Origin of the sequence: Massilia sp. BHUDP2 (assembly GCF_046236355.1) — a bacterium.
In the GTDB taxonomy this organism is placed as follows: domain Bacteria; phylum Pseudomonadota; class Gammaproteobacteria; order Burkholderiales; family Burkholderiaceae_D; genus Telluria; species Telluria varians.
The window spans coordinates 498,783-520,477 of sequence record NZ_JBJUVW010000001.1; the positions used below are offsets into that span (position 1 = coordinate 498,783).

At 65.1% G+C, this 21,695-nt stretch carries 19 protein-coding genes; 14 read left to right on the forward strand and 5 right to left on the reverse strand.

The window, feature by feature from the left end:
• Positions 1-7: 7 nt before the first annotated feature.
• Positions 8-2,233 (forward strand): putative bifunctional diguanylate cyclase/phosphodiesterase, encoded by a 2,226-nt coding sequence (locus ACK6C6_RS02215; protein ID WP_409265654.1) that lies wholly within the window; start codon positions 8-10, stop codon positions 2,231-2,233.
• Here the strand turns inward: ACK6C6_RS02215 and ACK6C6_RS02220 are convergent, their stop codons facing one another.
• Together ACK6C6_RS02220 and ACK6C6_RS02225 are read right to left on the reverse strand one after the other, a co-directional pair.
• Positions 2,234-2,638, reverse strand: a complete 405-nt coding sequence (locus ACK6C6_RS02220; RefSeq protein ID WP_409265656.1) for a hypothetical protein — start codon at positions 2,636-2,638, stop codon at positions 2,234-2,236.
• A gap of 93 nt (positions 2,639-2,731) precedes the next feature.
• Entirely contained in the window at positions 2,732-3,706 is a 975-nt protein-coding gene (locus tag ACK6C6_RS02225; protein ID WP_409265657.1) for an endonuclease/exonuclease/phosphatase family protein, read from the reverse strand.
• 38 nt (positions 3,707-3,744) lie between these two features.
• Between ACK6C6_RS02225 and ACK6C6_RS02230 the strand changes: the two genes are divergently transcribed.
• The 3 genes from ACK6C6_RS02230 (at position 3,745) to ACK6C6_RS02240 (ending at position 5,731) form a co-directional block, all read left to right on the forward strand.
• Positions 3,745-4,236 carry an aminoacyl-tRNA deacylase gene (locus tag ACK6C6_RS02230; RefSeq protein ID WP_409265658.1) on the forward strand — a complete coding sequence of 164 codons (492 nt, stop codon included), beginning with the start codon at positions 3,745-3,747 and terminating at the stop codon, positions 4,234-4,236.
• 74 nt (positions 4,237-4,310) lie between these two features.
• The gene (gene plsY, locus ACK6C6_RS02235; protein ID WP_027866710.1) at positions 4,311-4,931 is read left to right on the forward strand and encodes a glycerol-3-phosphate 1-O-acyltransferase PlsY; all 621 of its coding nucleotides are present in this window, start codon (positions 4,311-4,313) and stop codon (positions 4,929-4,931) included.
• A 134-nt stretch (positions 4,932-5,065) separates the two neighbouring features.
• The gene (locus ACK6C6_RS02240; protein ID WP_409265659.1) at positions 5,066-5,731 is read left to right on the forward strand and encodes a DsbA family oxidoreductase; all 666 of its coding nucleotides are present in this window, start codon (positions 5,066-5,068) and stop codon (positions 5,729-5,731) included.
• 3 nt (positions 5,732-5,734) lie between these two features.
• Here the strand turns inward: ACK6C6_RS02240 and ACK6C6_RS02245 are convergent, their stop codons facing one another.
• The 3 genes from ACK6C6_RS02245 to ACK6C6_RS02255 form a co-directional block, all read right to left on the reverse strand.
• Positions 5,735-6,577 carry an endonuclease/exonuclease/phosphatase family protein gene (locus ACK6C6_RS02245; RefSeq protein ID WP_409265661.1) on the reverse strand — a complete coding sequence of 281 codons (843 nt, stop codon included), beginning with the start codon at positions 6,575-6,577 and terminating at the stop codon, positions 5,735-5,737.
• A gap of 121 nt (positions 6,578-6,698) precedes the next feature.
• The gene (gene tsaD / locus ACK6C6_RS02250; protein WP_292038330.1) at positions 6,699-7,739 is read right to left on the reverse strand and encodes a tRNA (adenosine(37)-N6)-threonylcarbamoyltransferase complex transferase subunit TsaD; all 1,041 of its coding nucleotides are present in this window, start codon (positions 7,737-7,739) and stop codon (positions 6,699-6,701) included.
• Positions 7,740-7,834: 95 nt separating this feature from the next.
• On the reverse strand, positions 7,835-8,896 hold the full coding sequence (locus ACK6C6_RS02255) for a 3-deoxy-7-phosphoheptulonate synthase (protein ID WP_409265662.1): 1,062 nt from the start codon (positions 8,894-8,896) through the stop codon (positions 7,835-7,837).
• 120 nt (positions 8,897-9,016) lie between these two features.
• Between ACK6C6_RS02255 and ybiB the strand changes: the two genes are divergently transcribed.
• From ybiB to rpoD, 10 genes are all read left to right on the forward strand, one after another.
• Positions 9,017-9,976, forward strand: a complete 960-nt coding sequence (gene ybiB, locus ACK6C6_RS02260; RefSeq protein WP_409265666.1) for a DNA-binding protein YbiB — start codon at positions 9,017-9,019, stop codon at positions 9,974-9,976.
• 355 nt (positions 9,977-10,331) lie between these two features.
• On the forward strand, positions 10,332-10,874 hold the full coding sequence (locus ACK6C6_RS02265) for a DUF4402 domain-containing protein (RefSeq protein WP_409265667.1): 543 nt from the start codon (positions 10,332-10,334) through the stop codon (positions 10,872-10,874).
• A gap of 34 nt (positions 10,875-10,908) precedes the next feature.
• Entirely contained in the window at positions 10,909-11,409 is a 501-nt protein-coding gene (locus tag ACK6C6_RS02270; protein ID WP_409265668.1) for a DUF4402 domain-containing protein, read from the forward strand.
• 126 nt (positions 11,410-11,535) lie between these two features.
• Positions 11,536-12,291, forward strand: coding sequence for a molecular chaperone (locus ACK6C6_RS02275; RefSeq protein WP_409265670.1), 756 nt, complete (start codon positions 11,536-11,538; stop codon positions 12,289-12,291).
• Between the two features lie 133 nt (positions 12,292-12,424).
• Positions 12,425-15,004, forward strand: a complete 2,580-nt coding sequence (locus ACK6C6_RS02280) for a hypothetical protein (RefSeq protein WP_409265671.1) — start codon at positions 12,425-12,427, stop codon at positions 15,002-15,004.
• Positions 15,005-15,080: 76 nt separating this feature from the next.
• Positions 15,081-16,295 (forward strand): NAD(P)/FAD-dependent oxidoreductase, encoded by a 1,215-nt coding sequence (locus ACK6C6_RS02285; RefSeq protein ID WP_409265672.1) that lies wholly within the window; start codon positions 15,081-15,083, stop codon positions 16,293-16,295.
• A gap of 98 nt (positions 16,296-16,393) precedes the next feature.
• Entirely contained in the window at positions 16,394-16,606 is a 213-nt protein-coding gene (rpsU, locus tag ACK6C6_RS02290) for a 30S ribosomal protein S21 (RefSeq protein WP_005665410.1), read from the forward strand.
• 138 nt (positions 16,607-16,744) lie between these two features.
• On the forward strand, positions 16,745-17,194 hold the full coding sequence (locus tag ACK6C6_RS02295) for a GatB/YqeY domain-containing protein (RefSeq protein WP_209587495.1): 450 nt from the start codon (positions 16,745-16,747) through the stop codon (positions 17,192-17,194).
• Positions 17,195-17,333: 139 nt separating this feature from the next.
• Positions 17,334-19,130, forward strand: coding sequence for a DNA primase (gene dnaG / locus ACK6C6_RS02300; protein ID WP_409265675.1), 1,797 nt, complete (start codon positions 17,334-17,336; stop codon positions 19,128-19,130).
• Between the two features lie 290 nt (positions 19,131-19,420).
• Positions 19,421-21,616, forward strand: a complete 2,196-nt coding sequence (gene rpoD, locus ACK6C6_RS02305) for an RNA polymerase sigma factor RpoD (RefSeq protein ID WP_409265677.1) — start codon at positions 19,421-19,423, stop codon at positions 21,614-21,616.
• Positions 21,617-21,695 lie beyond the last annotated feature (79 nt).

The following is a 21,695-nucleotide window of genomic DNA, read 5'->3' on the forward strand; positions in this document are numbered from 1 at the left end:
TTCTTCCGTGAGCGAACAAGCGCGAGACCCGACGGGCTGGCCCAGTGGGCCGCGCGGGCTGGACTTGCCTGCCGATCCTGTCCGCCACGTCCAGGACCATCTCCAGGCGCCGGCTGCGCCGCATCCGGCTGTGGCCGGCGCCCTGCCCGAAGCCGTCGAGCTCGACGGCCCCGGCCGCCAGGCGCTCGACTGGCTCTACCGTTTCGTGACGGCGATCGAACTGGCGCCGGCGGTGGCCGTGCACTCGCGCGATGGCGCCGGCATCGTGCGTTTCTGGAACCATGCCTGCGCCCAGCTGTTCGGCATCCCTGCCAGCCATGCGCTGGGCAAGCCCTTCCGCGAGCTGGTGTCCCACCTCGACCAGCAGCGCGAATTCGACAACACCATCGCCGCCATCTGGCGCGACGGCGAGGCGCCGGCGCCGCGCGACTGGCGGGTCGAGACCGCCGCCGGCCGGCGCCTGTGGCTGCATTCGAACCACTTCCCGGTCAAGCGCGACGGCCACACGCAGCAGGTGTTCTGCATGGAAGTGGACATCACCGCGCGCAAGCAGGTCGAAGACAACCTGAGCCAGGCGGCACGGGTGTTCGAGAACGCGCACGAAGCCATCATCGTCATGGATGCCGAATACCGGGTGCAGGCGGTCAACCAGGCCTTCACCGCCATCACCGGCTTCGACGCCGCCGACATCATCGGCTCCACGCTCGCCAGCCTGCCCTGGGGCGAGGACAAGGAGGACGGCGGCGGCGGGGGCGGCTTCTACGACACCATCTGGTCCCAGCTCGACGGCAACGACCGCTGGCAGGGCGAGCTGCCCGCCGTGCGCAAGAACGGCGAGCACTACACCGCCTGGGTGGCGCTCACCACCATCCGCGACCCGCATGGCGCCGCCAGCAGCTACATGGCGACGCTCTCCGACATCGGCGAACGCAAGCGCGTCGAAGCGCAGGTACGGCACCAGGCCGAGCACGATACCCTCACCGGCCTGCCGAACCGCGCCCTGTTCCTCGACCGCATGCACCAGGCGCTGGCCACCTGGCGCCGCCAGCGCGACAGCTTCGCCGTCCTGTTCCTCGACCTCGACCGCTTCAAGGCCATCAACGACAACAACGGCCACCAGACCGGCGACGCGGTGCTGCGCGAAGTGGCGGCGCGCCTGCGCGGCTGCGTGCGCCGGGTCGATACCATCAGCCGGCTCGGCGGCGACGAATTCGTCGTGCTGCTGGCCGACATCGGCGGAGTCGACCAGGCCGCGCACGTCGCCAATGCCGTGATGGGGGCGGTCTCGCGTCCCTTCGAGGTGGCGGGGCAGCAGCTGACGCTGTCGGCCTCGATCGGCATCGCCATCTGCCCCACCGACGGCGGCGACGTCGACACCCTGATGCACCATGCCGACGTGGCGATGTACCACGCCAAGCAGAACGGCCGCAGCAGCTTCCGCTTCTTCAGCCCCGAGATGAATGCGCGCGTGTTCGAGCGCGGCGAACTGGAAAAGCGCCTGCGCCAGGCGCTCGAACGCGGCGAATTCGTGCTCGAGTACCAGCCCGAGCTCGACGTCGGCTCCGGCAAGGTGATCGGCATGGAAGCGCTGATCCGCTGGCGCTATCCCGAGCGCGGGCTGCTGCTGCCGCACGAGTTCCTGCCGGTGGCCGAGGAATGCGGCCTGATCGTGCCGATCGGCGAATGGGTGCTGGTTGAAGCGTGCACCCAGGCGCGCACCTGGCGCGACGCCGGCCATGCGGTGACGGTGGCGGTGAACCTGTCCGACATCCAGTTCCTGCACGGCCGCCTGCTCGAGACGGTGGATGCCGCGCTGGCGCAGTCCGGCCTGGCGCCGGCCTGGCTCGACCTGGAGATTACCGAGGGCGCCATCATGCGCGGCGACCACTTGCTCGACGACACCGTGAAGTCCCTGCGCGAACGCGGGGTGCAGCTGACCATCGACCGCTTCGGCACCGGGCTGTCCAGCCTGTCGTCGCTGCGCCGTTTCCCGCTGTCGAAGCTGAAGATCGACCGCAGCTTCGTGAGCGACATCGAGCACGATCCGCTCGACGCCGCCCTGATCCCGGCGATCATCGCGGTGGCGCGCAGCCTGCGCCTGCGCGTGGTGGCCGAAGGCGTCGAGACCGAGGAGCAATTGCGCTTCCTGCGCCAGCACGGCTGCGACGAATACCAGGGTTTCTATGCGGCGGGGGCGAGCGCCCGGCCGGACTTCAATCCGGCGGTGCGCTGATTACATCCGCACCGGAACCGGCCACGGCGCCATTCGGTCCGCGATCTCGCGCACGGCCCGGCGCACCAGCAAGGCCCGCAACAGCAGCGGCGCCAGCGGCGCCAGGATCATGAAGGCGGAAGGCACCGTCCTGAATCCGAGCACGGTCGGCTCGAAGACATACACCAGCGCGATGGCCACGATCCAGGCCAGCACCGCCAGGACGAACCAGGCGGAGGATCCGACCGCCAGCGTGGCCTTGCGCACGATTTCCGTTTGCAGTCCCTGCGGCAGGCGCCGCATGCTGCGGCACTGGTAGAGCGGCGCCACCGGCATGCCGGACGGGTCCGGGAAGCCGAACCTGCTGGCGCGGGCCTGTTCGAACAGTTCATCGGCAATGCGTTCGGCCTGGGCTTTCGACAACACCTGCTTTCTCCTCCAAGAGTGGTTCCTGGAAAAGAGTCTAGCGGCTCCGCGGCGCCAAACATGCGCGAAATGTCACGGCCGCGGCCAGGCCGCTCAGTGTTCTCCGCCGCCGGCCTGCCCGGCCTGCGAATACAGGCGGATGCGCGCCAGCACCTGCCCGTGGTCTGAGGCTTCCGGCAGTCCCAGATTCAGGTGGTCGTTCAGGTAGACCACGTCGACCACCTCGCCGATCGCATTCGGCAGCACCGGATTGAATTCCTGCGACACCAGGATGTGGTCGATGGTCGAGTGCCGGCTTTCGTGCACGATCGAGAAGCCGACGCTGCGCAGGTTGTCCTGGTGCATGTGCAGGCGCGCGGCGTCGAACATGCGCTCCGCCAGCGGCGCGCCTTCGCCGAGCACGATCTCGGTGGTCACCGAATCGGCGACGTCGTTGAAGTCGCCCAGCACGATGCGCGGGCGCCCCTTGTCGCGCGCCATGTCGGTGAGCAGCACGCGCAGGGCGGTGGCCTCGGTGCCGCGCCGGATCAGCGAGCGCAGGCAGGCCAGGGCGTACAGGTTCGGGTCTTCGCCAGTATCGCTGCTGCGATAGTCGGGGCGGCGCGACTTCAGGTGCACGACGATCACGTCGATCACGATGCCGGGCGCCAGTTCGACCTCGGCATGCAGCGGCGCGCGCGTGAAACGGTCGGGGTCGCGGCTGCCCGGCGGCATGGCCACGTTGTCGGGGAACAGGCTGATTGCGCGCGGGTGGCTCAGGACCGGCAGGCGCGAGACCAGGGCCACGCTCGGCGTCAGGCGCGGCGCCTCCGGATCGGGATCGAAACCCAGGTGGACCGCTTCGCGAAAGCGCCGGGTGCGCGCCAGCACCTCGCGCAGCGTAGCCTGCGAGAAAATTTCCTGAAAGCCGATCACGTCGGCATTGAGCAGGTCGATCTGGTGCGCGGTCCAGTCCAGCTTGGCCTCGTATTCCTCCGGCGTGCAGGGAGCGAGGTTCTCGTAGCAGCGCATGCCTGGCGGGGCCAGGTTGAAGGTGTTGAAGGTGGCAAAGCGAATTTCTTGCTGCATAATAGAAACCCCTTATGTTCGTCTTAAGCGTACCACGCATGGCCAAGAAAGAGCACGTATCTGAGACACCCGCGACGCAGTTCCTGCGCAAGCACGGCGTGGCTTTTACCGAACATCCCTACGAATACGAGGAACACGGCGGCACGGCCGTGTCTTCGCGCGAATTGGGTGTGCCTGAGCACAATGTCATCAAAACCCTGGTGATGCAGGACGAATCGGCGCGGCCGCTGATCGTCCTGATGCACGGCGACCGCAAGGTGTCGACGAAGAATTTGGCGCGTGCGATTCCCTGCAAGTCGGTCGAGCCTTGCAAGCCGGAGGTGGCGCAGCGTCATTCCGGCTTCCTGGTCGGCGGCACCTCGCCCTTCGGCGTGCGCAAGGCGATGCCGGTGTACGTCGAGGAATCGATTCTGGCGCTCGACAAGATCTACATCAACGGCGGCCGCCGCGGTTACCTGGTCGGCATCGCTCCCGGCGTGCTGACCGCGACGCTGGGCGCGAAGCCGGTGCAGTGCGCGCTGGCGGAATGATTGCCAAAGGGCATGCTCACTGTGTATAGTCCGAGCGCCTGAACCCTGTACCGACAAATAAGTAAGAAAGTGACATGAACACCCTGATCGCCACCATTGCCGCCTACCTGATCGGCTCGATTTCCTTCGCAGTCGTGATGAGCCGCGCTTTCGGCCTGTCCGACCCGCGCACCTACGGCTCCAAGAATCCGGGCGCCACCAACGTGCTGCGCAGCGGCAGCAAGAAGGCCGCGATCGCGACCCTGGTCGGCGACGCCGCCAAGGGCTGGCTGGCGGTCTGGCTGGCGGTCAAGTTCGGCCCGCAGTACGGCCTCGACGACGGCGGCATCGCCCTGGTCGCGATCGCCGTGTTCCTGGGGCACCTGTGGCCGGTATTCTTCAAGTTCGTGGGCGGCAAGGGCGTGGCGACCGCGCTCGGCGTGCTGCTCGGGATTAATGTGTGGCTGGGACTGGCGACGCTGGCGACCTGGCTGATCGTGGCCTATGCCTTCCGCTATTCCTCGCTGGCGGCGCTGATCGCGTCGATCTTCGCGCCCTTCTACTACGGCCTGCTGTTCGGAGCGGATGAGATCCTGTTCGCGGTGGCGGCGATGAGCGCGCTGCTCCTGTGGCGCCACAGCAGCAATATCGGAAACCTGATGGCGGGCAAGGAATCGAAGATCGGCAGCAAGGCCAAGGGCGCCGCCAGGAAATAAGGCGGGCGTTTGCCGGCAAGGTGGGGGAGCAATGCTCCCCCATTTTTCATGGCGCACCGAAAAAGCCACATCGCGTTACCATATCGCCATCAGGCACCTGCGGTGCCGCAACGAACCTGAAAGGTGGCACCCTCATGAGCAAACAACTCCGCATCGATTTCGTCTCGGACGTCTCCTGCCCCTGGTGCGCGATCGGCCTGAGCTCGCTGGAGCTGGCGCTCGCCCGCGTCAAGGGAGAGGTCGCGGCCGACATGCATTTCCAGCCCTTCGAGCTGAACCCGAACATGGGGCCGGACGGCCAGGACATCGTCGAGCACATCACCGAGAAATACGGCGCCACCGCCGAGCAGCAGGCCAACAGCCGCGAGATGATCCGCCAGCGCGGCGCCGACGTGGGCTTCAGCTTCGACATGGAGCGGCGCGGCCGCATCTACAATACCTTCGATGCGCACCGCCTGCTGTCCTGGGCCGAGGAAGAGGGCCGCCAGCGCGACCTCAAGATGGGCCTGTTCGAGGCCTATTTCACCCATTGCCAGGACCCGAGCTGCCACGACGTGCTGCTGGACGTCGTCGAGCGTGTCGGCCTGGACCGCGAGCGGGCCAAGCGCATCCTGGAATCCGACGAGTATGCCGACGAGGTGCGCGAGCGCGAGCAGTTCTTCCAGCGCGCCGGCATCCACTCGGTGCCGGCCATCATCATCAACCAGCGCCACCTGATCTCGGGCGGCCAGCCGCCCGAAGTGTTCGAGCAGGCGCTGCGCGAGATCGCGGCGCAGAGTGATTCTGCTGCCCAGCAGTAAGATTTACTTCAGGTCGAGCACGACCGGTTGATGGTCGGACGCCGCAGTCTCGGACTGCACGTCGACCGTCGCCACGCGCGGCGCCAGGTCCTCGGTGACGAAGAAGTAGTCGTAGCAGTCCGGTTTGTCCGGCCATGGGTAGCCGTGCAGGCCGGTAGTCGGGGCGCGCGCCACGCCGCCGTGGGCGACGCGCCAGGCGTCGACAAAGGCCGGGGCGTCGTCGATCGGCGCCAGCATGGCCTGGTAGTCGCTCGAATCCGGGGTGAAGTTGAAGTCGCCGCACAGGATGCTTGACGCTGGACGGAAACCCAGCTGGAAGGGCGCGTCCAGGCTCGGGTCCGGCTGGAAGATGCGGGCGCGGGCGCTGGCCTCGGCATGCAGTTCGCGGATGCGCTGCACCTGCGCCCTGCGCTGCAGCGCCGAATAGTACTCGAGGTGGGTGGTCATCAGGCGCAGCTTGCCGCTGGGCGCATCGATCACGGTTTCCATCAGGCCGCGCGGCATGCCGGCCGGATTCTCCGGGTCGGCCGGCCAGGGCAGCAGGTGGCGGTGCACCTGCGAGATGCGGTAGCGTGAGAGGATCAGGTTGCCGAACAGGCGGGGCGAGTTGTTCTTGTAGAGTTCGCTTGGTGCGTGCTCCATGGAGTGGTAGCCGCCGAAAGCGCCGCCCAGCTGCTTGAACTGGTTGGCGGTGGCGCTGCCTTCCAGTTCCGAGTGATTGGCCGCTACTTCTTGCAGACACACGACATCCGGATTCAGCCGTCGCAGGACGTCGATGATCGCATGAATGCGGATCCGGCCGTCCTTGCCACAACCCCAACGAATGTTCCAACTTACAACGCGCATCGCAGTACCTCCGTAAAACTTAACCGTCGGATATTGCCATCGTTTGGCAAGGGGCGGTCACACCGTAGGATCGATGTCAGGCATGCAAGTTCAATGTTGAAAGCAAGTGTAAAAGGCCTTGTCAGGCGGCTTCCAGTTCATCGAGCGGCCAGCGCGGACGCACGTTGAAAGCATAGTCGCGCTGGGCCAGATCCGGCTTGCGTTCGAGGCGCATGGCGCCGGCGAAGGCGATCATGGCGCCGTTGTCGGTGCAGAATTCCAGCTCCGGATAATAGACCTTGAACTTGCGCTTGGCGGCCGCGGCATCGAGCGATTCGCGCAGCTGGCGGTTGGCGCCGACGCCGCCGGCGATCACCAGGCGCTTCAGGCCCGTGTGTTTCAACGCATTCACGCACTTGGCGGTCAAGACCTCGACGATGGCGTCGACGAAGCCGCGCGCGATGTTGGCCTTGTCCTGCTCGCAGATATTCGCCACCACCTTCTCTTCATGGTTCTTTACCACCGTCAGCACGGCGGTCTTCAGGCCCGAGAAGCTGAAATTGAAATCCTTCGAATGCAGCATCGGGCGCGGCAGCGTGTAGGCAAGCGGATCGCCGAACTCGGCCAGGCGCGAGATCGCCGGGCCGCCCGGATAGCCCAGGCCCAGCAGCTTGGCCGACTTGTCGAAGGCTTCGCCGGCGGCGTCGTCCAGGGTCTCGCCCAGCAGGGTGTAGCGGCCGACGCCGTCCACGCGCATCAGCTGGGTGTGGCCGCCCGAGACGAGCAGGGCGATGAAGGGGAATTCCGGGCGCTCGCTGGCCAGCAGGGGCGAAAGCAGGTGGCCTTCCAGGTGGTGCACGCCCAGCACCGGCTTGTCGAGGGCAAGGGCCAGCGAGCAGGCCACCGAGGAACCGACCAGCAGCGCGCCGGCCAGGCCCGGGCCCTGGGTGTAGGCGATGGCATCGATGTTCGATGCGGGCATGTCCGCGCGTTTCAGGACCTCTTCCAGCAGCGGCAGGGCGCGGCGGATGTGGTCGCGCGAAGCGAGTTCCGGCACCACGCCGCCATACTCTTCGTGCATGGCGACCTGCGAGTGCAGGGCATGGGACAGCAGGCCGCGCTCGGTGTCGTACAGAGCCAGGCCGGTTTCATCGCAGGAGGATTCGACGCCGAGAACAATCATGGGGGAAACAGCAGGAGGGAAATACAGGATTTTACCGTAGGGTGGACGGCTCCGCCGTCCACCCTACAAAGGCGGTGTGGTTCAGCCAATAACAATTACGGACGCTGCAGGAGTTCCTTGTGCGCACTGCGCAGCATCTGTTCCGTCTCTTCCCAGCCGATGCAGCCGTCGGTCACCGAGCAGCCATACTTCAGCTGCGACAGGTCTTCCGGAATCGCCTGGCTGCCGCTGACGATGTTCGATTCGATCATCACGCCCACCAGCGAGCGGTTGCCGTGCCTGATCTGCTGGATCACGTCCGACATCACCAGCGGCTGCAGTTCCGGCTTCTTGTAGCTGTTGGCATGCGAGCAATCCACCACCAGGTTGGCCGGCAGCTTGGCCTTCTGCAGGGCTTGCTCGGCGATCGCCACCGACACCGAATCGTAGTTCGGACGGCCGCCGCCGCCGCGCAGCACCACGTGGCCGTAGGCGTTGCCGCTGGTGCGCACGATCGACACGGTGCCCTGGCCGTTGATGCCCAGGAAGGCGTGCGGGTTGGCCGAGGACAGCACGGCATTGATCGCGATCGAGACATCGCCGTCGGTGCCGTTCTTGAAGCCGACCGGGGTCGACAGGCCGGAAGACATCTCGCGGTGGGTCTGCGATTCGGTGGTCCGCGCGCCGATGGCGGTCCAGGCGATCAAATCGCCCAGGTACTGCGGCGAGATCGGGTCCAGCGCTTCGGTGGCGGTGGGCAGGCCCAGTTCGCACACGTCGAGCAGGAAGCGGCGCGCGCGTTCCATGCCGACGTCGACGCGGAAGGAGTCGTCCATGAACGGGTCATTGATATAGCCCTTCCAGCCGGTGGTGGTGCGCGGCTTCTCGAAATACACGCGCATCACCAGCACCATCGTATCGGCCACTTCGGCCTGCAGCGCCTTGAGGCGGCGCGCATAATCCAGGCCGGCTTCCGGATCGTGGATCGAGCAGGGCCCGACGACCACGAACAGGCGCTTGTCCTTGCGGTCGAGGATGTTGCGCAGGGTTTCGCGGCCTGCCATCACGGTGGCAAAGGCCTTGTCGGACAGCGGCAGTGTGGCGTGGAGTTCGGTCGGCGTCGGCATCTGCCCGAACGAACTGACGTTGGTATTTTCAATGGCAGGCGTGTTGATCATGGTGCGATGATTTCTAAAGGGAATATCCAGTGTAGACCGAAAATGCTGCACTTGCACACCGGCGCCCAAAAACTCACGGCCGCGCGCACGGGCTGCGCACAGGCGTTGTATGCTTGCGCCATGGACAAGAACATCGAAGGCTTTGCTGCTGCCCCCTTTATCAAGGAAATCGGCCGTGGCGTGAAAGGTGCGCGCAGCATGTCGCGCGAGGATGCCCGCGCGCTGTACGCGGCCATGCTGGAAGGGCGGGTCTCCGACCTCGAACTGGGTGCGATCCTGCTGGCGATGCGCATCAAGGGCGAGTCGGTGGAAGAACTGGCGGGCTTCATGGATGCGGCCGAAAGCGCGTTCGCGCCCTTGCCGAGCCCGCCGGGAGAGTATGCCCCGGTCCTGATCCCGAGCTACAACGGGGCGCGCAAGCTGGCCAACCTGACCCCGCTGCTGGCCCTGCTGCTGGCGCGCGAGGGCGTGCCGGTCCTGGTGCACGGCGTGCGTAAGGATCCGGGCCGCATTACCACCAGCGAAATCCTGCTTGAACTCGGCGTGGCAGAAGCGGGCACGAGCGCCGACATCCTCGACGCCTTCGCCAGCCGCCGTCCCGCCTTCATCCCGATCGAGCACCTGGCGCCGAGCCTGGCCCACATGCTGTCGCTGCGCCGCATTCTCGGTGTGCGCAACTCGACCCATACGCTGGTGAAAATCCTGCAGCCTTTCGAGGGGCCGGCGCTGCGTCTCGTATCCTACACCCATCCGGAGTACCTGGAGACGCTGGGCGCGTACTTCACGACGGCCGCCCCACCGGAGCGCGGCGACGCCTTCCTGATGCGCGGCACCGAAGGGGAGACCGTCGCCAACCCGCACCGCGCACCGCGGATCGACTGGTTCCACGATGGGAAGCAGAGCCTGCTGGTCGAGCGCGACGCACCCGCCGACCAGCTGGCCGAGGTGCCGGAGGCGCGCGACGCGGCCACCACTGCGGCCTGGATCGCGGCCGCCCTGCGCGGCGAGGTCCCGATTCCGCCACCGATCGCTGCTCAGGCCGCACACTGCGTCGAGGTCGCGCGCGGCTTGCGCCGCTGACACGGCAGCCCCGCGTTTTCTCCTTTACAGGCAAGAGGTCATCCCTTTGGGATGGCCTTTTGTTTTTTAGGATTGCAAACCTTGGATTGCAACAACGTCCTGCCTGAGGACAGAGAACTATTCCAGGGGAATGAAGTTTTTGTACTTACTGATGAAATTGACAACAATGCTTGGGTTTTGATTGGCTGAATCCATGATTTTTCTCAATAAGTCGCTGTTATTTTCTTGCAACATAGCAAAACGATACCGAACGGCAACGTTCATAGTTTCCTCTGCGACACTTTGTAGTCTAGTTCGTAAAACAAGCAGCCCTGGCTAGCAATCAAGCTCCATCACAATCTGAAGGAAGACCAGAATGAGCAAATACGCCCGCTTTACCAAGACCCACCTGTCGCTGGCCGCCCTGGCGCTGGCAGTCGCCGCCGCCACCGGCAGCGCCGTTGCCGCCGACACCACCGCAAATACCTCCGCCACCGTGATCGTCCCGATCGCGATCAGCAAAGTGACCGACCTGTCGTTCGGCAGCTTCGGGCGAGGTACCGGTGGTACGGTTACCCTCGCCACGAACGGCACTCGCACGCTCGGTGGCGTAGTGGCAGGGGGCAGCGACTCGGCCACCGTCGCCGAGTTCGACGTGACCGGTGATGAAGGCAAGAACTTCACGGTCAGTGTCACGGTGACGACTCCCTTGACCCGGAGCGGCGGCACCGAGACGATGTCGTTCACGCCGATCAGCACCCTGACGCCGACGAATGAAACCTCGGCAACGGCCAGCGGCGGCACCCTGGGCGCCACCGGCGCGAAGATCTACGTGGGCGGCGTCCTGACCGTTGGCGCAACCCAGGTAGGCGGCGTCTACTCGGGCCAGATCACCGCCACCGTCGATTACGGCGTCTGAGCGCAGCGGTAGCGGCGCAGTCTTCGCCTGAATCATGTCGGCACGCCGTTGCCATGCATTCCGGGCCGCCGGCACGATCGTGCTGGCGGCGCTGGCCCTGCTCGGCCAGCATCAAGCCCATGCCCAGCAGGTCGTGCTCACCCCAGGGAGCAACCTGGACTTCGGAAGTTTCGTCGTCACCGGCGCCGGCACGATCACCCTCTTGCCGAACGGTGCTCGTACAAGTTCGGGCGGCGTCATCCTCCTCAACTCCTCGCCAGTCCATGCTGCCAGCGTCAACGTGCGCCGGAATAATAGCGGCAGAGATAGAGACGCCATCATTACCCTGCCTCCCAATGGCGGCGCCCGCTTGAGTAGTGGCGCCAGCAGCATGGTGCTCAATGCTATCAACAGCAACCCGCCGAGCCTGGCTTCAGTGCCAACCAGCAACGGCACGAACCTGTCGATCGGCGCGACCCTGGTCGTGGCGCCCAAGCAGCCGGCAGGCAGGTACACCGGCACGTTCAACGTGAACGTCACTCCCATTCAGAATTAGGCACAGGAATCCACCATGTTTGACCCCACGTTCGCATCCGCTTCCTTCGGCCGCCTGCGCCGGGCACTCTCCCTTGTGCTCGCATATCTGCTGCTGGTGCCATGTTCGCCTGCGTTTGCCGACCTCATGCTTCATCCGACGCGCATCGTCTTCGACAAGAACATGCGTGCGGCCCAGGTGCAGCTGATCAACAACGGCAGCAAACCGGCAAGCTACCGGATCTCGCTGGTGAACCGCCGCATGCTTGAATCCGGCCAGATCGAGCCGGCCGCGACCGCCATGGAAGGCGAGCGCTTCGCCGACGGCATGCTGCATTATTCGCCGCGCCAGGTGACGCTGCAGCCAGGGACCGCGCAAACGGTGCGCATCATGTTGCGCAAGCCCGCCGAATTGGCCGAAGGCGAATACCGTTCGCACCTGCTGTTCGACAAGCTGCCGGATGTCGAAGGCAGCGCCAGTATCGAGAACCGTAGCGTCGAGAACGGCCAGGTCGGCGTGGTGATCCAGACCCTGGTTGGCGCCGCGATGCCGGTGATCGTCCGCCACGGGAACCTCAGCGCGAACGTCAGCCTGGACGGGCTCGCCATCCAGAAGGATGCAAGCGGCTCCCTGAAGCTGGCGCTGCGCTTGCAGCGCGAAGGAAGCAGCTCGGTGTACGGCGACCTGAACGTGACGTTCACGCCGCGCGGCGGCAAGCCCCAGCATCTGGCGCAGATCGGCGGTATTGCCGTGCTTACGCCGAATCGCGTGCGCCGGGTCACGCTGCCACTGCAGGTGCCGGCCGGCGTGGCGCTCTCTGGCGGCGCGATCGAGGTCAGCTACCGCGACCGCCCGGAAGCGGGCGGCAAGCTGCTGGCGGAGTCCAGCCTGGCCCTGCCGTGATGGCCCCAGGGCGTCCCCAGAAGATGTTTATTGAACAATAATCATATTGCCGGGTCAACCGCCGGTTGGCCGGCAATATGCGCATTCGAGCACCATGCAGGGTTTCCGAACGGGGTTTCTTGTCGCAGGATTGATGTTGCTGCCGGCCTTGCAGCCGGCGGCGGCAGCATCAGCGTCGCAGCAATCCGAGGACAACCTCGTCCTGCTCGAAGTCCGACTCGGCAACCAGCTCCTGTCCGACGCCGTCAGCGGGTATGAAATCGGGCGCGATGTCTTCCTGCCGCTTGGCGAGATGGCGCGCCTGCTGACGCTCGCCATCCGCGTGACGCCCGGAGAGGGCCGCGCCAGCGGCTATATCATTTCGGAAAGCCGCGGATTCAGCCTTGACGTGCCCGGCGGCGTCGCGGACATCGCGGGCCGGCACGAGAAGCTCGAGCGTTCGCAGTTCAAGCTGCAGTCCGACGAGATCTATGTGGCGAGCAAGGTACTGGCCCGCTGGCTGCCGGTAGACCTCGACCTCGACATGTCCAGCCTCGCCCTCAAGGTGCGCCCGCGCGAGCAGTTGCCGCTCCAGGCAAGGCTGGAGCGGCGCAAGCATGGCAGCCGGCCGGGCGCTCCCGGAGGCTATGTCGATCCGGGCTACCCGCGCCTGTCCGCGCCTTACCGACTGGCCGGCGTGCCTTTCATCGACCAGACGATCGGGCTCACTGCCGGCAACGGCGGCGGGCGGCGCCAGGCGGACGCAAGCTACACCGCCTACCTGACCACCGATCTGCTGGGCATGGAGGCGGCCCTGTATGCCAGCAGCAATCGCTACGATCCTTCGTCCGGCCTGCGCCTCACGCTGGGGCGCAACGACCCGGACGCCGGCCTGCTCGGCCCGCTCCATGCGCGTACCGCGCTGTTCGGCAGCGTGCCGCTGCCGGGCGTGAACAATATTTCCTCGAGCAGCCCGACCGGCAATGGCATGGTGCTCAGCAACCGTCCTCTCAACCAGCCCACCAGTTTCGACCGCCACAGCTTGCAGGGTGCGCTGCCGCCGGGCTGGGACGTCGAGCTGTACTACAACGACGCCCTGGTCGGGGTCCGCCAGTCGGGCCCGGACGGCAAGTACAGCTTCGAGGACCAGCCGCTGGCCTACGGTCCCAACGAGTTCAGGCTGGTGTTCCACGGCCCGCTGGGCCAGCTGCGCGTCGAGCGCCAGAGCTTCCTGCTGGAGCAGTCGGCCGTGCCGCGCGGCGCCTTGTACTACGACCTCGGCGCACACCGCGACGGGTTCGGGCGCCGGCGCGCCGTGGCGCAGTTCGAGTGGGGCATGAGCGAGCACCTCAACGCCACCGCCGGCTGGCAACGCGTGCCGACCTTCGACGGCGCCGGGCGCAGCTATGCCAACCTCGGCCTGCGCGGCTACTGGAACAGCTTCATCGCAACAGCGGATGCGGCCAGGGCGGACGACGGCGGCACGCTGGCGCAGCTGGGCCTGAAGACGCGCCTGGGCCGTGTCGCGGTGTCGGCCAGCCACGCGCGCCTGGATGGATTCAGCAGCGATTTCTTCCATCGGGGCGCGGACCCGGTACGCTCGCGCGATGAAGTACGCGCCGATGGCGTCCTGGGCGCCGGAGGAGCGCAATTCTTTCCGCTGGCGCTGCAGGTGCGGCATGACCGCTTGTCCTCGGGCACCCGCAACATCGAGGTGCAGGGGCGGATCTCGGCCTACCGGGACGGCTTCGCACTGACCAATGGGCTGCGCTGGCAGAGGCTGGGCGTCAACGAGCTGGCCGACGGCCAGTTCCAGATAAGCCGGCGCGTGGCCGGCATCGGCCTGACCGGGCAGTTGCAGTACAGGCTGTCGCCCGACACCGCGCTGGGCGCGGCGGCGGTCTCCGCCGACTACTACCTGCACAGCGGCTACCTGCTGAACCTCGGCCTGGCGCGCACATTCAAGGACCGCGAACTGCGGGCCACCGGCGCACTGAACAAGAGCCTGGGCAGCTACGGGCTCGGCATCAACGGCTATTATTCCAACCGCGGCGAGTATGGACTCGGCATGCAGTTCTTCATGGCCATGGGGCTGGAGCCGAGGAGCGGCCGCATGGTGACCGACGCCCAGCCGATGGCGAACATGGGCGCGGCCTCGATCCGTGTGTTCCTCGACAAGGACCTGAACGGCGTCATGGACGGCGCCGACGAAGCCATCGCCGGCGCCGGTTTCATCGTCAATGGCGCCTATTACGCGGTACGCACCGATGCCAGGGGCATTGGCTACCTGCCGCGCCTGCTGGCCTACCAGCATACCGACATCGGCCTCGACCCGAACACGCTCGACGATCCGCAATGGCAGCCGCGCACGCCCGGCGTGCGCATCCTGCCGCGCCCCGGCAATGTGAGCCAGGTCGAGTTCGCCGTGAACATGACGGGGGAAGTGGACGGCACCACCTACCTGTACGCCGACGGCAAGCGGCGCGCCGTCGGCGACCTGAAGCTGGAACTGGTGGACGCGTCGCGCAAGGTGGTCGCCATGATGACCAGCGCCGCCGACGGCTACTTCGTCATCGGCGGGATTTTCCCGGGCGAGTACTTCCTGCGGGTGTCGCCGGAACAGCTCAAGCGCCTGGGCCTGACGGATACGGGCATGCACATCATCACGATCGCCAGGGACGGCACGGTGCTCAACGGGCGCGACCTGGACGTGCGGGCGGCGGACGGGAGCTAGCTTTCCGCCGCACCCCTGAACCGTATACAATGGCCGGTTTGGCGATTGACGGGCAACCGGCGGGACACGGCAGGACATGGCAAAACACTATGATGTAGCGGTAATCGGCGCAGGCGCCGCCGGCATGATGTGCGCGGCGGTGGCTGCCCAGCGCGGCAGGCGCGTGGTGCTGCTCGACCATGCCACCCGGCTGGCCGAAAAGATCCGCATCTCCGGCGGCGGCCGCTGCAATTTCACCAACATCGGCGCGGGTCCGGCCAACTTCCTGTCGCAGAACCCGCATTTCTGCCGCAGCGCGCTGTCGCGCTACACCGCGCAGGATTTTCTTGCCCTGGTGAAGAAACACCGCATCGCCTGGCACGAGAAGCACAAGGGCCAGCTGTTCTGCGACGACTCGTCAGAGAGAATCATCCAGATGCTGCGCGCCGAGTGCGATGCGGGCGACGTCAGCTGGCGCATGCCCTGCAAGGTCGGCAGCATCGAAAAGTCCGGCACAGGCTTCCACATCACGGCGGAAGGCGGCGACATCGAGTGCGACAGCCTGGTGATCGCCACCGGCGGCCTGTCGATCCCGAAGATCGGCGCCACCGACCTGGGCTACCGCATCGCGAAGCAGTTCGACCTGCAGATCGTCGAGCCGCGCCCGGGCCTGGTGCCGCTGACCTTCGATGGTCCCAGCTGGGAGGCCTTCGTTCCGCTGGCCGGCATCGCGCTGGAAGTGGAGGTGAGCACCGGCGGCAGCGGCAAGGGCAAGGGCAAGGCGCAGCGCGGCCACTTCCGCGAAGACCTGCTGTTCACCCACCGCGGCCTGTCGGGCCCGGCGATCCTGCAGATCTCGAGCTACTGGCAGCCCGGCACCCCGATCGTGCTCGACCTGCTGCCCGAGATGGATGTGGCCGAGGAGCTGATCGCGATGAAAACCACGGTCAGGAAGCAGCTCGGCAACGTGCTGGCGCAATGGCTGCCGGCGCGCCTGGTCGACGGCCTGCTGGTGGCCAACGGTTTCGCGCCGGACGCGCGCCTGGCCGACATGGCCGACGCCAAGCTGCGCAAGCTGGGCGACGCCATCAACCGCTGGGCCATCGTCCCGACCGGTTCGGAAGGCTACAAGAAGGCCGAGGTGACGCTGGGCGGCGTGGACACGCGCGAGCTGTCGCAGCAGACCATGATGGCGAACAAGGTGCCGGGCCTGTACTTCATCGGCGAAACGGTCGACGTGACCGGCTGGCTGGGCGGCTACAACTTCCAGTGGGCATGGGCTTCGGGCCATGCCGCGGGCAGCAGCGTTTGAGGTGTGTGGCAATTGTGGGACATTTGCTAAAAGCTTCCACTGATCGGCAAATGATGCTACACTTTCGTTCTTCCTAAATCCAACGGTTTCATTTTTACATGACCACTATCCGCCTTAAAGAAAACGAGCCGTTCGAAGTCGCTATGCGTCGCTTCAAGCGCACTATCGAAAAAACCGGTCTGCTGACCGAACTGCGCGCCCGCGAGTTCTACGAGAAGCCAACTGCAGAGCGCAAGCGCAAGCTGGCCGCCGCAGTCAAGCGTCACTACAAGCGCATCCGCAGCCAGCAGCTGCCGAAGAAGCTGTACTAATCAGACGGCATTGACGGCTTGCCCCGGTGACTTCAGTCCCGGCGAGTCGCTGAGCGTCCGCAAGCCCGCTCCGGTTTTTGCCGCGGCGGGTTTTGTCGTTTATATCCACCTAATTTACCTCTACCGGACGGAGAATCCATGAGCCTGAAAGCACAACTCACCGAGGACATGAAAGCCGCGATGCGCGCCAAGGAAAGCGCCCGCCTGGCCACCATCCGCCTGATCCTTGCCGAGATCAAGCGCAAGGAAGTCGACGAGCAGATCGAGCTGGACGACACCCAGACCCTGGCCATCGTCGAGAAGATGATCAAGCAGCGCAAGGATTCGATCACCCAGTTCGAAGCCGGCGGCCGCGCCGACCTGGCCGATATCGAGAAAGCCGAGCTGGCGATCCTGTCGACCTACATGCCGGCCGGCCTGTCGGACGAGGAAATCGCCGCCGAAGTGGCGGCTGCCGTGGCCTCGACCGGCGCTGCCGGTCCGCAGGACATGGGCAAGGTGATGGGCGTGCTCAAGCCGAAGCTGGCGGGGCGTGCCGACATGACCGTGGTGTCGGGCCTGGTGAAGAAGGCGCTGAGCGGCGGCTGAACCGCCATCGCGGCAGGGGAAAGGCCGCGATGCGCCTTTCCCACAGCCGACCCCATCCAAACGGATGCCTTGTCATAAATCAATTTGCAGTCACCGCTGCGGTATAGTCTGAGTTGAGACAAACACTGAGTACCTTCTAGTGATTCCGCAATCCTTCATTACCGATTTGCTCAACCGTGTCGACATCGTCGACATCGTCGGCCGCTACGTCCAGCTGAAAAAGGGCGGGGCCAACTACATGGGCCTGTGCCCGTTTCACAACGAAAAATCCCCCAGCTTCACCGTCAGCCCGACCAAGCAGTTCTATCACTGCTTCGGCTGCGGCGCCCACGGCACCGCGATCGGCTTCCTGATCGAATACTCCGGTATGGGCTTCGTCGATGCCGTCAAGGACCTGGCTCAGAACGTGGGCATGGTGGTCCCGGACCAGGACGACAAGATCCCGCCGCAGCAGCGCGCCGCCCAGCAGGCCCAGTCGCTGGCCATGACCGAAGCGCTCACCCAGGCCTGCGCCTATTACCGCGCCCAGCTGCGCGAAGCGCCCAACGCCATCGCCTACCTGAAGAACCGCGGCCTCACCGGCGAGGTGGCGGCCCGTTTCGGCATGGGCTACGCCCCCGGCGGCTGGGACAACCTGCGCTCGGTCTTCTCCGACTACGACGCCCTGGCATTGGTCGAATCCGGCCTGGTGATCGACAAGGTCGACGAGGACGGCAACAACAAGAAACGCTACGACCGCTTCCGCGAGCGCATCATGTTCCCGATCCGCAATACCAAAGGGCAGGTGATCGGCTTCGGTGGCCGCGTGCTCGACGGCGGCGAACCGAAATACCTGAACTCGCCCGAAACCCCGCTGTTCCAGAAAGGCCTGGAGCTGTACGGCCTGTTCGAAGCGAGGCAGGCGATCCGCGACGCCGGCTACGTGCTGGTGACGGAAGGCTACATGGACGTGGTCGCCCTGGCCCAATTGGGCTTCCCGCAGGCCGTGGCGACGCTCGGCACCGCCTGCACCAGCACCCACGTGCAAAAGCTGCTGCGCCAGACCGACACCGTGATCTTCAGCTTTGACGGCGACAAGGCCGGCCGCCGCGCCGCGCGCCGCGCGCTGGAAGCCTGCCTGCCGCAGGTGACGGACGACAAGATCATCAAGTTCCTGTTCCTGCCGCAGGAGCACGACCCGGACAGCTTCGTGCGCGAGCGCGGAGCCGAGGCCTTCGAGCAGGAAATTCACGATGCCATGCCGCTGTCGCAGTTCCTGCTGCGCGAAGTGACGGCCGAGCACGATCTCGACACGCCCGAGGGCAGGGCGCATGCCCAGCACGAGGCCAAGCCGATGCTGCAGGCGATGGCGCCGACCGCGCTGCGCCTGCAGATCGTGCGCGGGCTGGCGAACCTGACCGAATCGTCGTCGGCCGAGATCGAATCGCTGTTCGAATTGTCTAAGCCGGTATCGGTCGTGCGCCGTGCGCCGCCGCGCCAGGGCCGTCCAAAACCGGTCGGGCTCGAGCTGCAGATGCTGCGCATCCTGGTCTCGCATCCGCACCTGGCGCAGCTGCTGAACGACGAGGCGCTGGCTTCGTTCGACTATTTCGGCCAGGAATCCGCCGACGCGCTGCGCCACTTGGTGCACCTGGCCCAGGGATTGGGCGAGTACGGCACCTTCGCGGCCTTGTCACAAGGGTTAAAAGAAGTGACGGCAGAATACGACAGTTTGATCTCGGAAATCGCTGCGGAGCCGGAGTCGGACGTTGAGGCAGATCGCATCTGGCTGCTCAGTGCTGTGCGCCAAATCAAGAAGGACGCGTTAACACAAGAACTTAACCAGTTGTTTTCATCAGGGTTGCCCCCAGATCAGGTGAGTACTCGCTATCGCGAGATCGTTGCCCAGCAGGACCTTTTGGACCGCGAAGCGGCTGCGGAAATGACAGCACGGTAAGTCTGACTGACAGCCGCGAGTGTGGTCATTTGTGCAACTTGGAAAAATAGGGGTGCGTGCTATAATAAAACGCTAACTATTGCAACTGTTGAAACCATTTTTCGTTTCAATCGGGGCGTGGAGTTTCAGTTAGCGAGGCAACGGTTCGTTGCCTGCAGGGTGATGTAAGGTAACAAAAAACTTTATCTTTAACCATCGTAAAGTTAGTCGTTGTGACTTCGAAAGCGCCTGTGCCAACCAAGAAACCCGAAACCAAAGTGGCTGCAAAAACCACGAGAGCGTCCGCCAAGGTGGACAAAGGCCAAGACCAGGCCGAGGTTCGTACGGCGAGCCCGGCACCGGTTAACGCGACGACCGATGCGGCCGCACTGGCCGCCATCGACACGTCCGGTTACGTCCTGCCAACCGTCAAGGTCCCGGGACGCCGTGGCCGCAAGCCCAAGGAATTCACGCCCGAGAACGACGAGATCGCCGCGCTGAACGCGGTCGAGCGCGCCGAACTGAAGGCCGCGGACAAGGCCAAGGCCAAGGACCGCAAGGCCAAGGAAAAAGCGCTGCTGAAGGACGCGTTCTCCTCGGATACCGAAGCGAGCGAAGAAGAGCTCGAGATCCGCCGCAACAAGCTCAAGGCCCTGATCAAGTCGGGCAAGGAGCGCGGCTTCCTCACGTACTCCGAGATCAACGACCACCTGCCGGACAACATCGTCGATCCGGAAGCGATCGAAGGCATCATCGGCACCTTCAACGACATGGGCATCGCCGTCTACGAGCATGCCCCTGACGCCGAAACCCTGCTGCTGTCCGATAACGTCCCGAACGTCACCAGCGACGACGAAGCCGAAGCGGCCGCCGAGGCGGCGCTGTCGACCGTCGACTCCGACTTCGGCCGCACCACCGACCCGGTGCGCATGTACATGCGCGAAATGGGCTCGGTCGAGCTGCTGACCCGCGAAGGCGAGATCGAGATCGCCAAGCGCATCGAAGACGGCCTGAAGGACATGATCCAGGCCATCTCGGCCTGCCCGGTGACCATCGCCGAGATCATCGAGGCCGCCAACAAGATCGAGAAGGACGAGATCAAGATCGACGAGATCGTCGACGGCATGGTCGATCCGGACGAAGAAGAGAACACCTCGCCGACCGCCGTGGCCCCGACCTCGACCGACGACGAGGACGAGGACGAGGACGAAGCGGAAGAAGCCGAGGAAGAGGAAGAAGAGAGCAGCAGCGCCTCCGGCGCGGCCGGCTACTCGGCCGAGCAGCTCGAAGCGCTGAAGCAGTCCGCCCTCGAAAAGTTCGGCAACATCGCCGACCAGTTCGACAAGATGCGCAAGGCCTTCGAGAAGGACGGCTACAACAGCAAGGCCTACGTCAAGGCGCAGGACGCGATCTCCAACGAGCTGCTGGGCATCCGCTTCACGGCCAAGGTGGTCGAGAAGCTGTGCGACACCCTGCGCGGCCAGGTGGACGAAGTGCGCCACATCGAGAAGCAGATCCTGGATGTGGCCGTGAACCGCTGCGGCATGCCGCGCGCCCACTTCATCAAGGTCTTCCCGGGCAACGAGACCAACCTGGACTGGGTGGACGGCGAAGTGAACGCCGGCCACGCCTACAGCGCCATCCTGGGCCGTAACATCCCGACCATCAAGGAATTGCAGCAGCGCCTGATCGACCTGCAAGCCCGTGTCGTGCTGCCGCTGCCGGACCTGCGCAACATCAACCGGCAAATGGCCGCCGGCGAAATGAAGGCCCGTAAAGCCAAGCGCGAGATGACCGAGGCCAATTTGCGCCTGGTGATCTCGATCGCCAAAAAATACACCAACCGCGGCCTGCAATTCCTCGACCTGATCCAGGAAGGCAATATCGGCCTGATGAAGGCGGTGGACAAGTTCGAATACCGCCGCGGCTATAAATTCTCGACCTATGCGACGTGGTGGATCCGCCAGGCCATCACCCGCTCGATCGCGGACCAGGCGCGCACCATCCGTATTCCGGTGCACATGATCGAGACCATCAACAAGATGAACCGGATCTCGCGCCAGATCCTGCAGGAGACCGGCGCCGAGCCGGATCCGGCCACCCTCGCCATCAAGATGGAGATGCCGGAAGACAAAATCCGGAAGATCATGAAGATCGCGAAGGAGCCGATTTCGATGGAGACGCCGATCGGCGACGACGACGATTCGCACCTGGGCGACTTCATCGAGGACAACAACACGCTGGCGCCCTCGGACGCCGCGCTGCATGCCTCGATGCGCGGCGTGGTGAAGGACGTGCTCGATTCGCTGACCCCGCGCGAGGCCAAGGTGCTGCGCATGCGCTTCGGTATCGAGATGTCGACCGACCACACGCTGGAAGAGGTGGGCAAGCAGTTCGACGTGACCCGCGAGCGCATCCGCCAGATCGAGGCGAAGGCGCTGCGCAAGCTGCGTCACCCGTCGCGCTCGGACAAGCTGAAGAGCTTCCTCGAGGGCAGCGGCGGTTGAGTGTTGTAACCTGAGCTTGACGGACCTACACTAAAGCAATATCCTCTCGCCACTCTGCTTCACGGTACCGCGCCGCTGA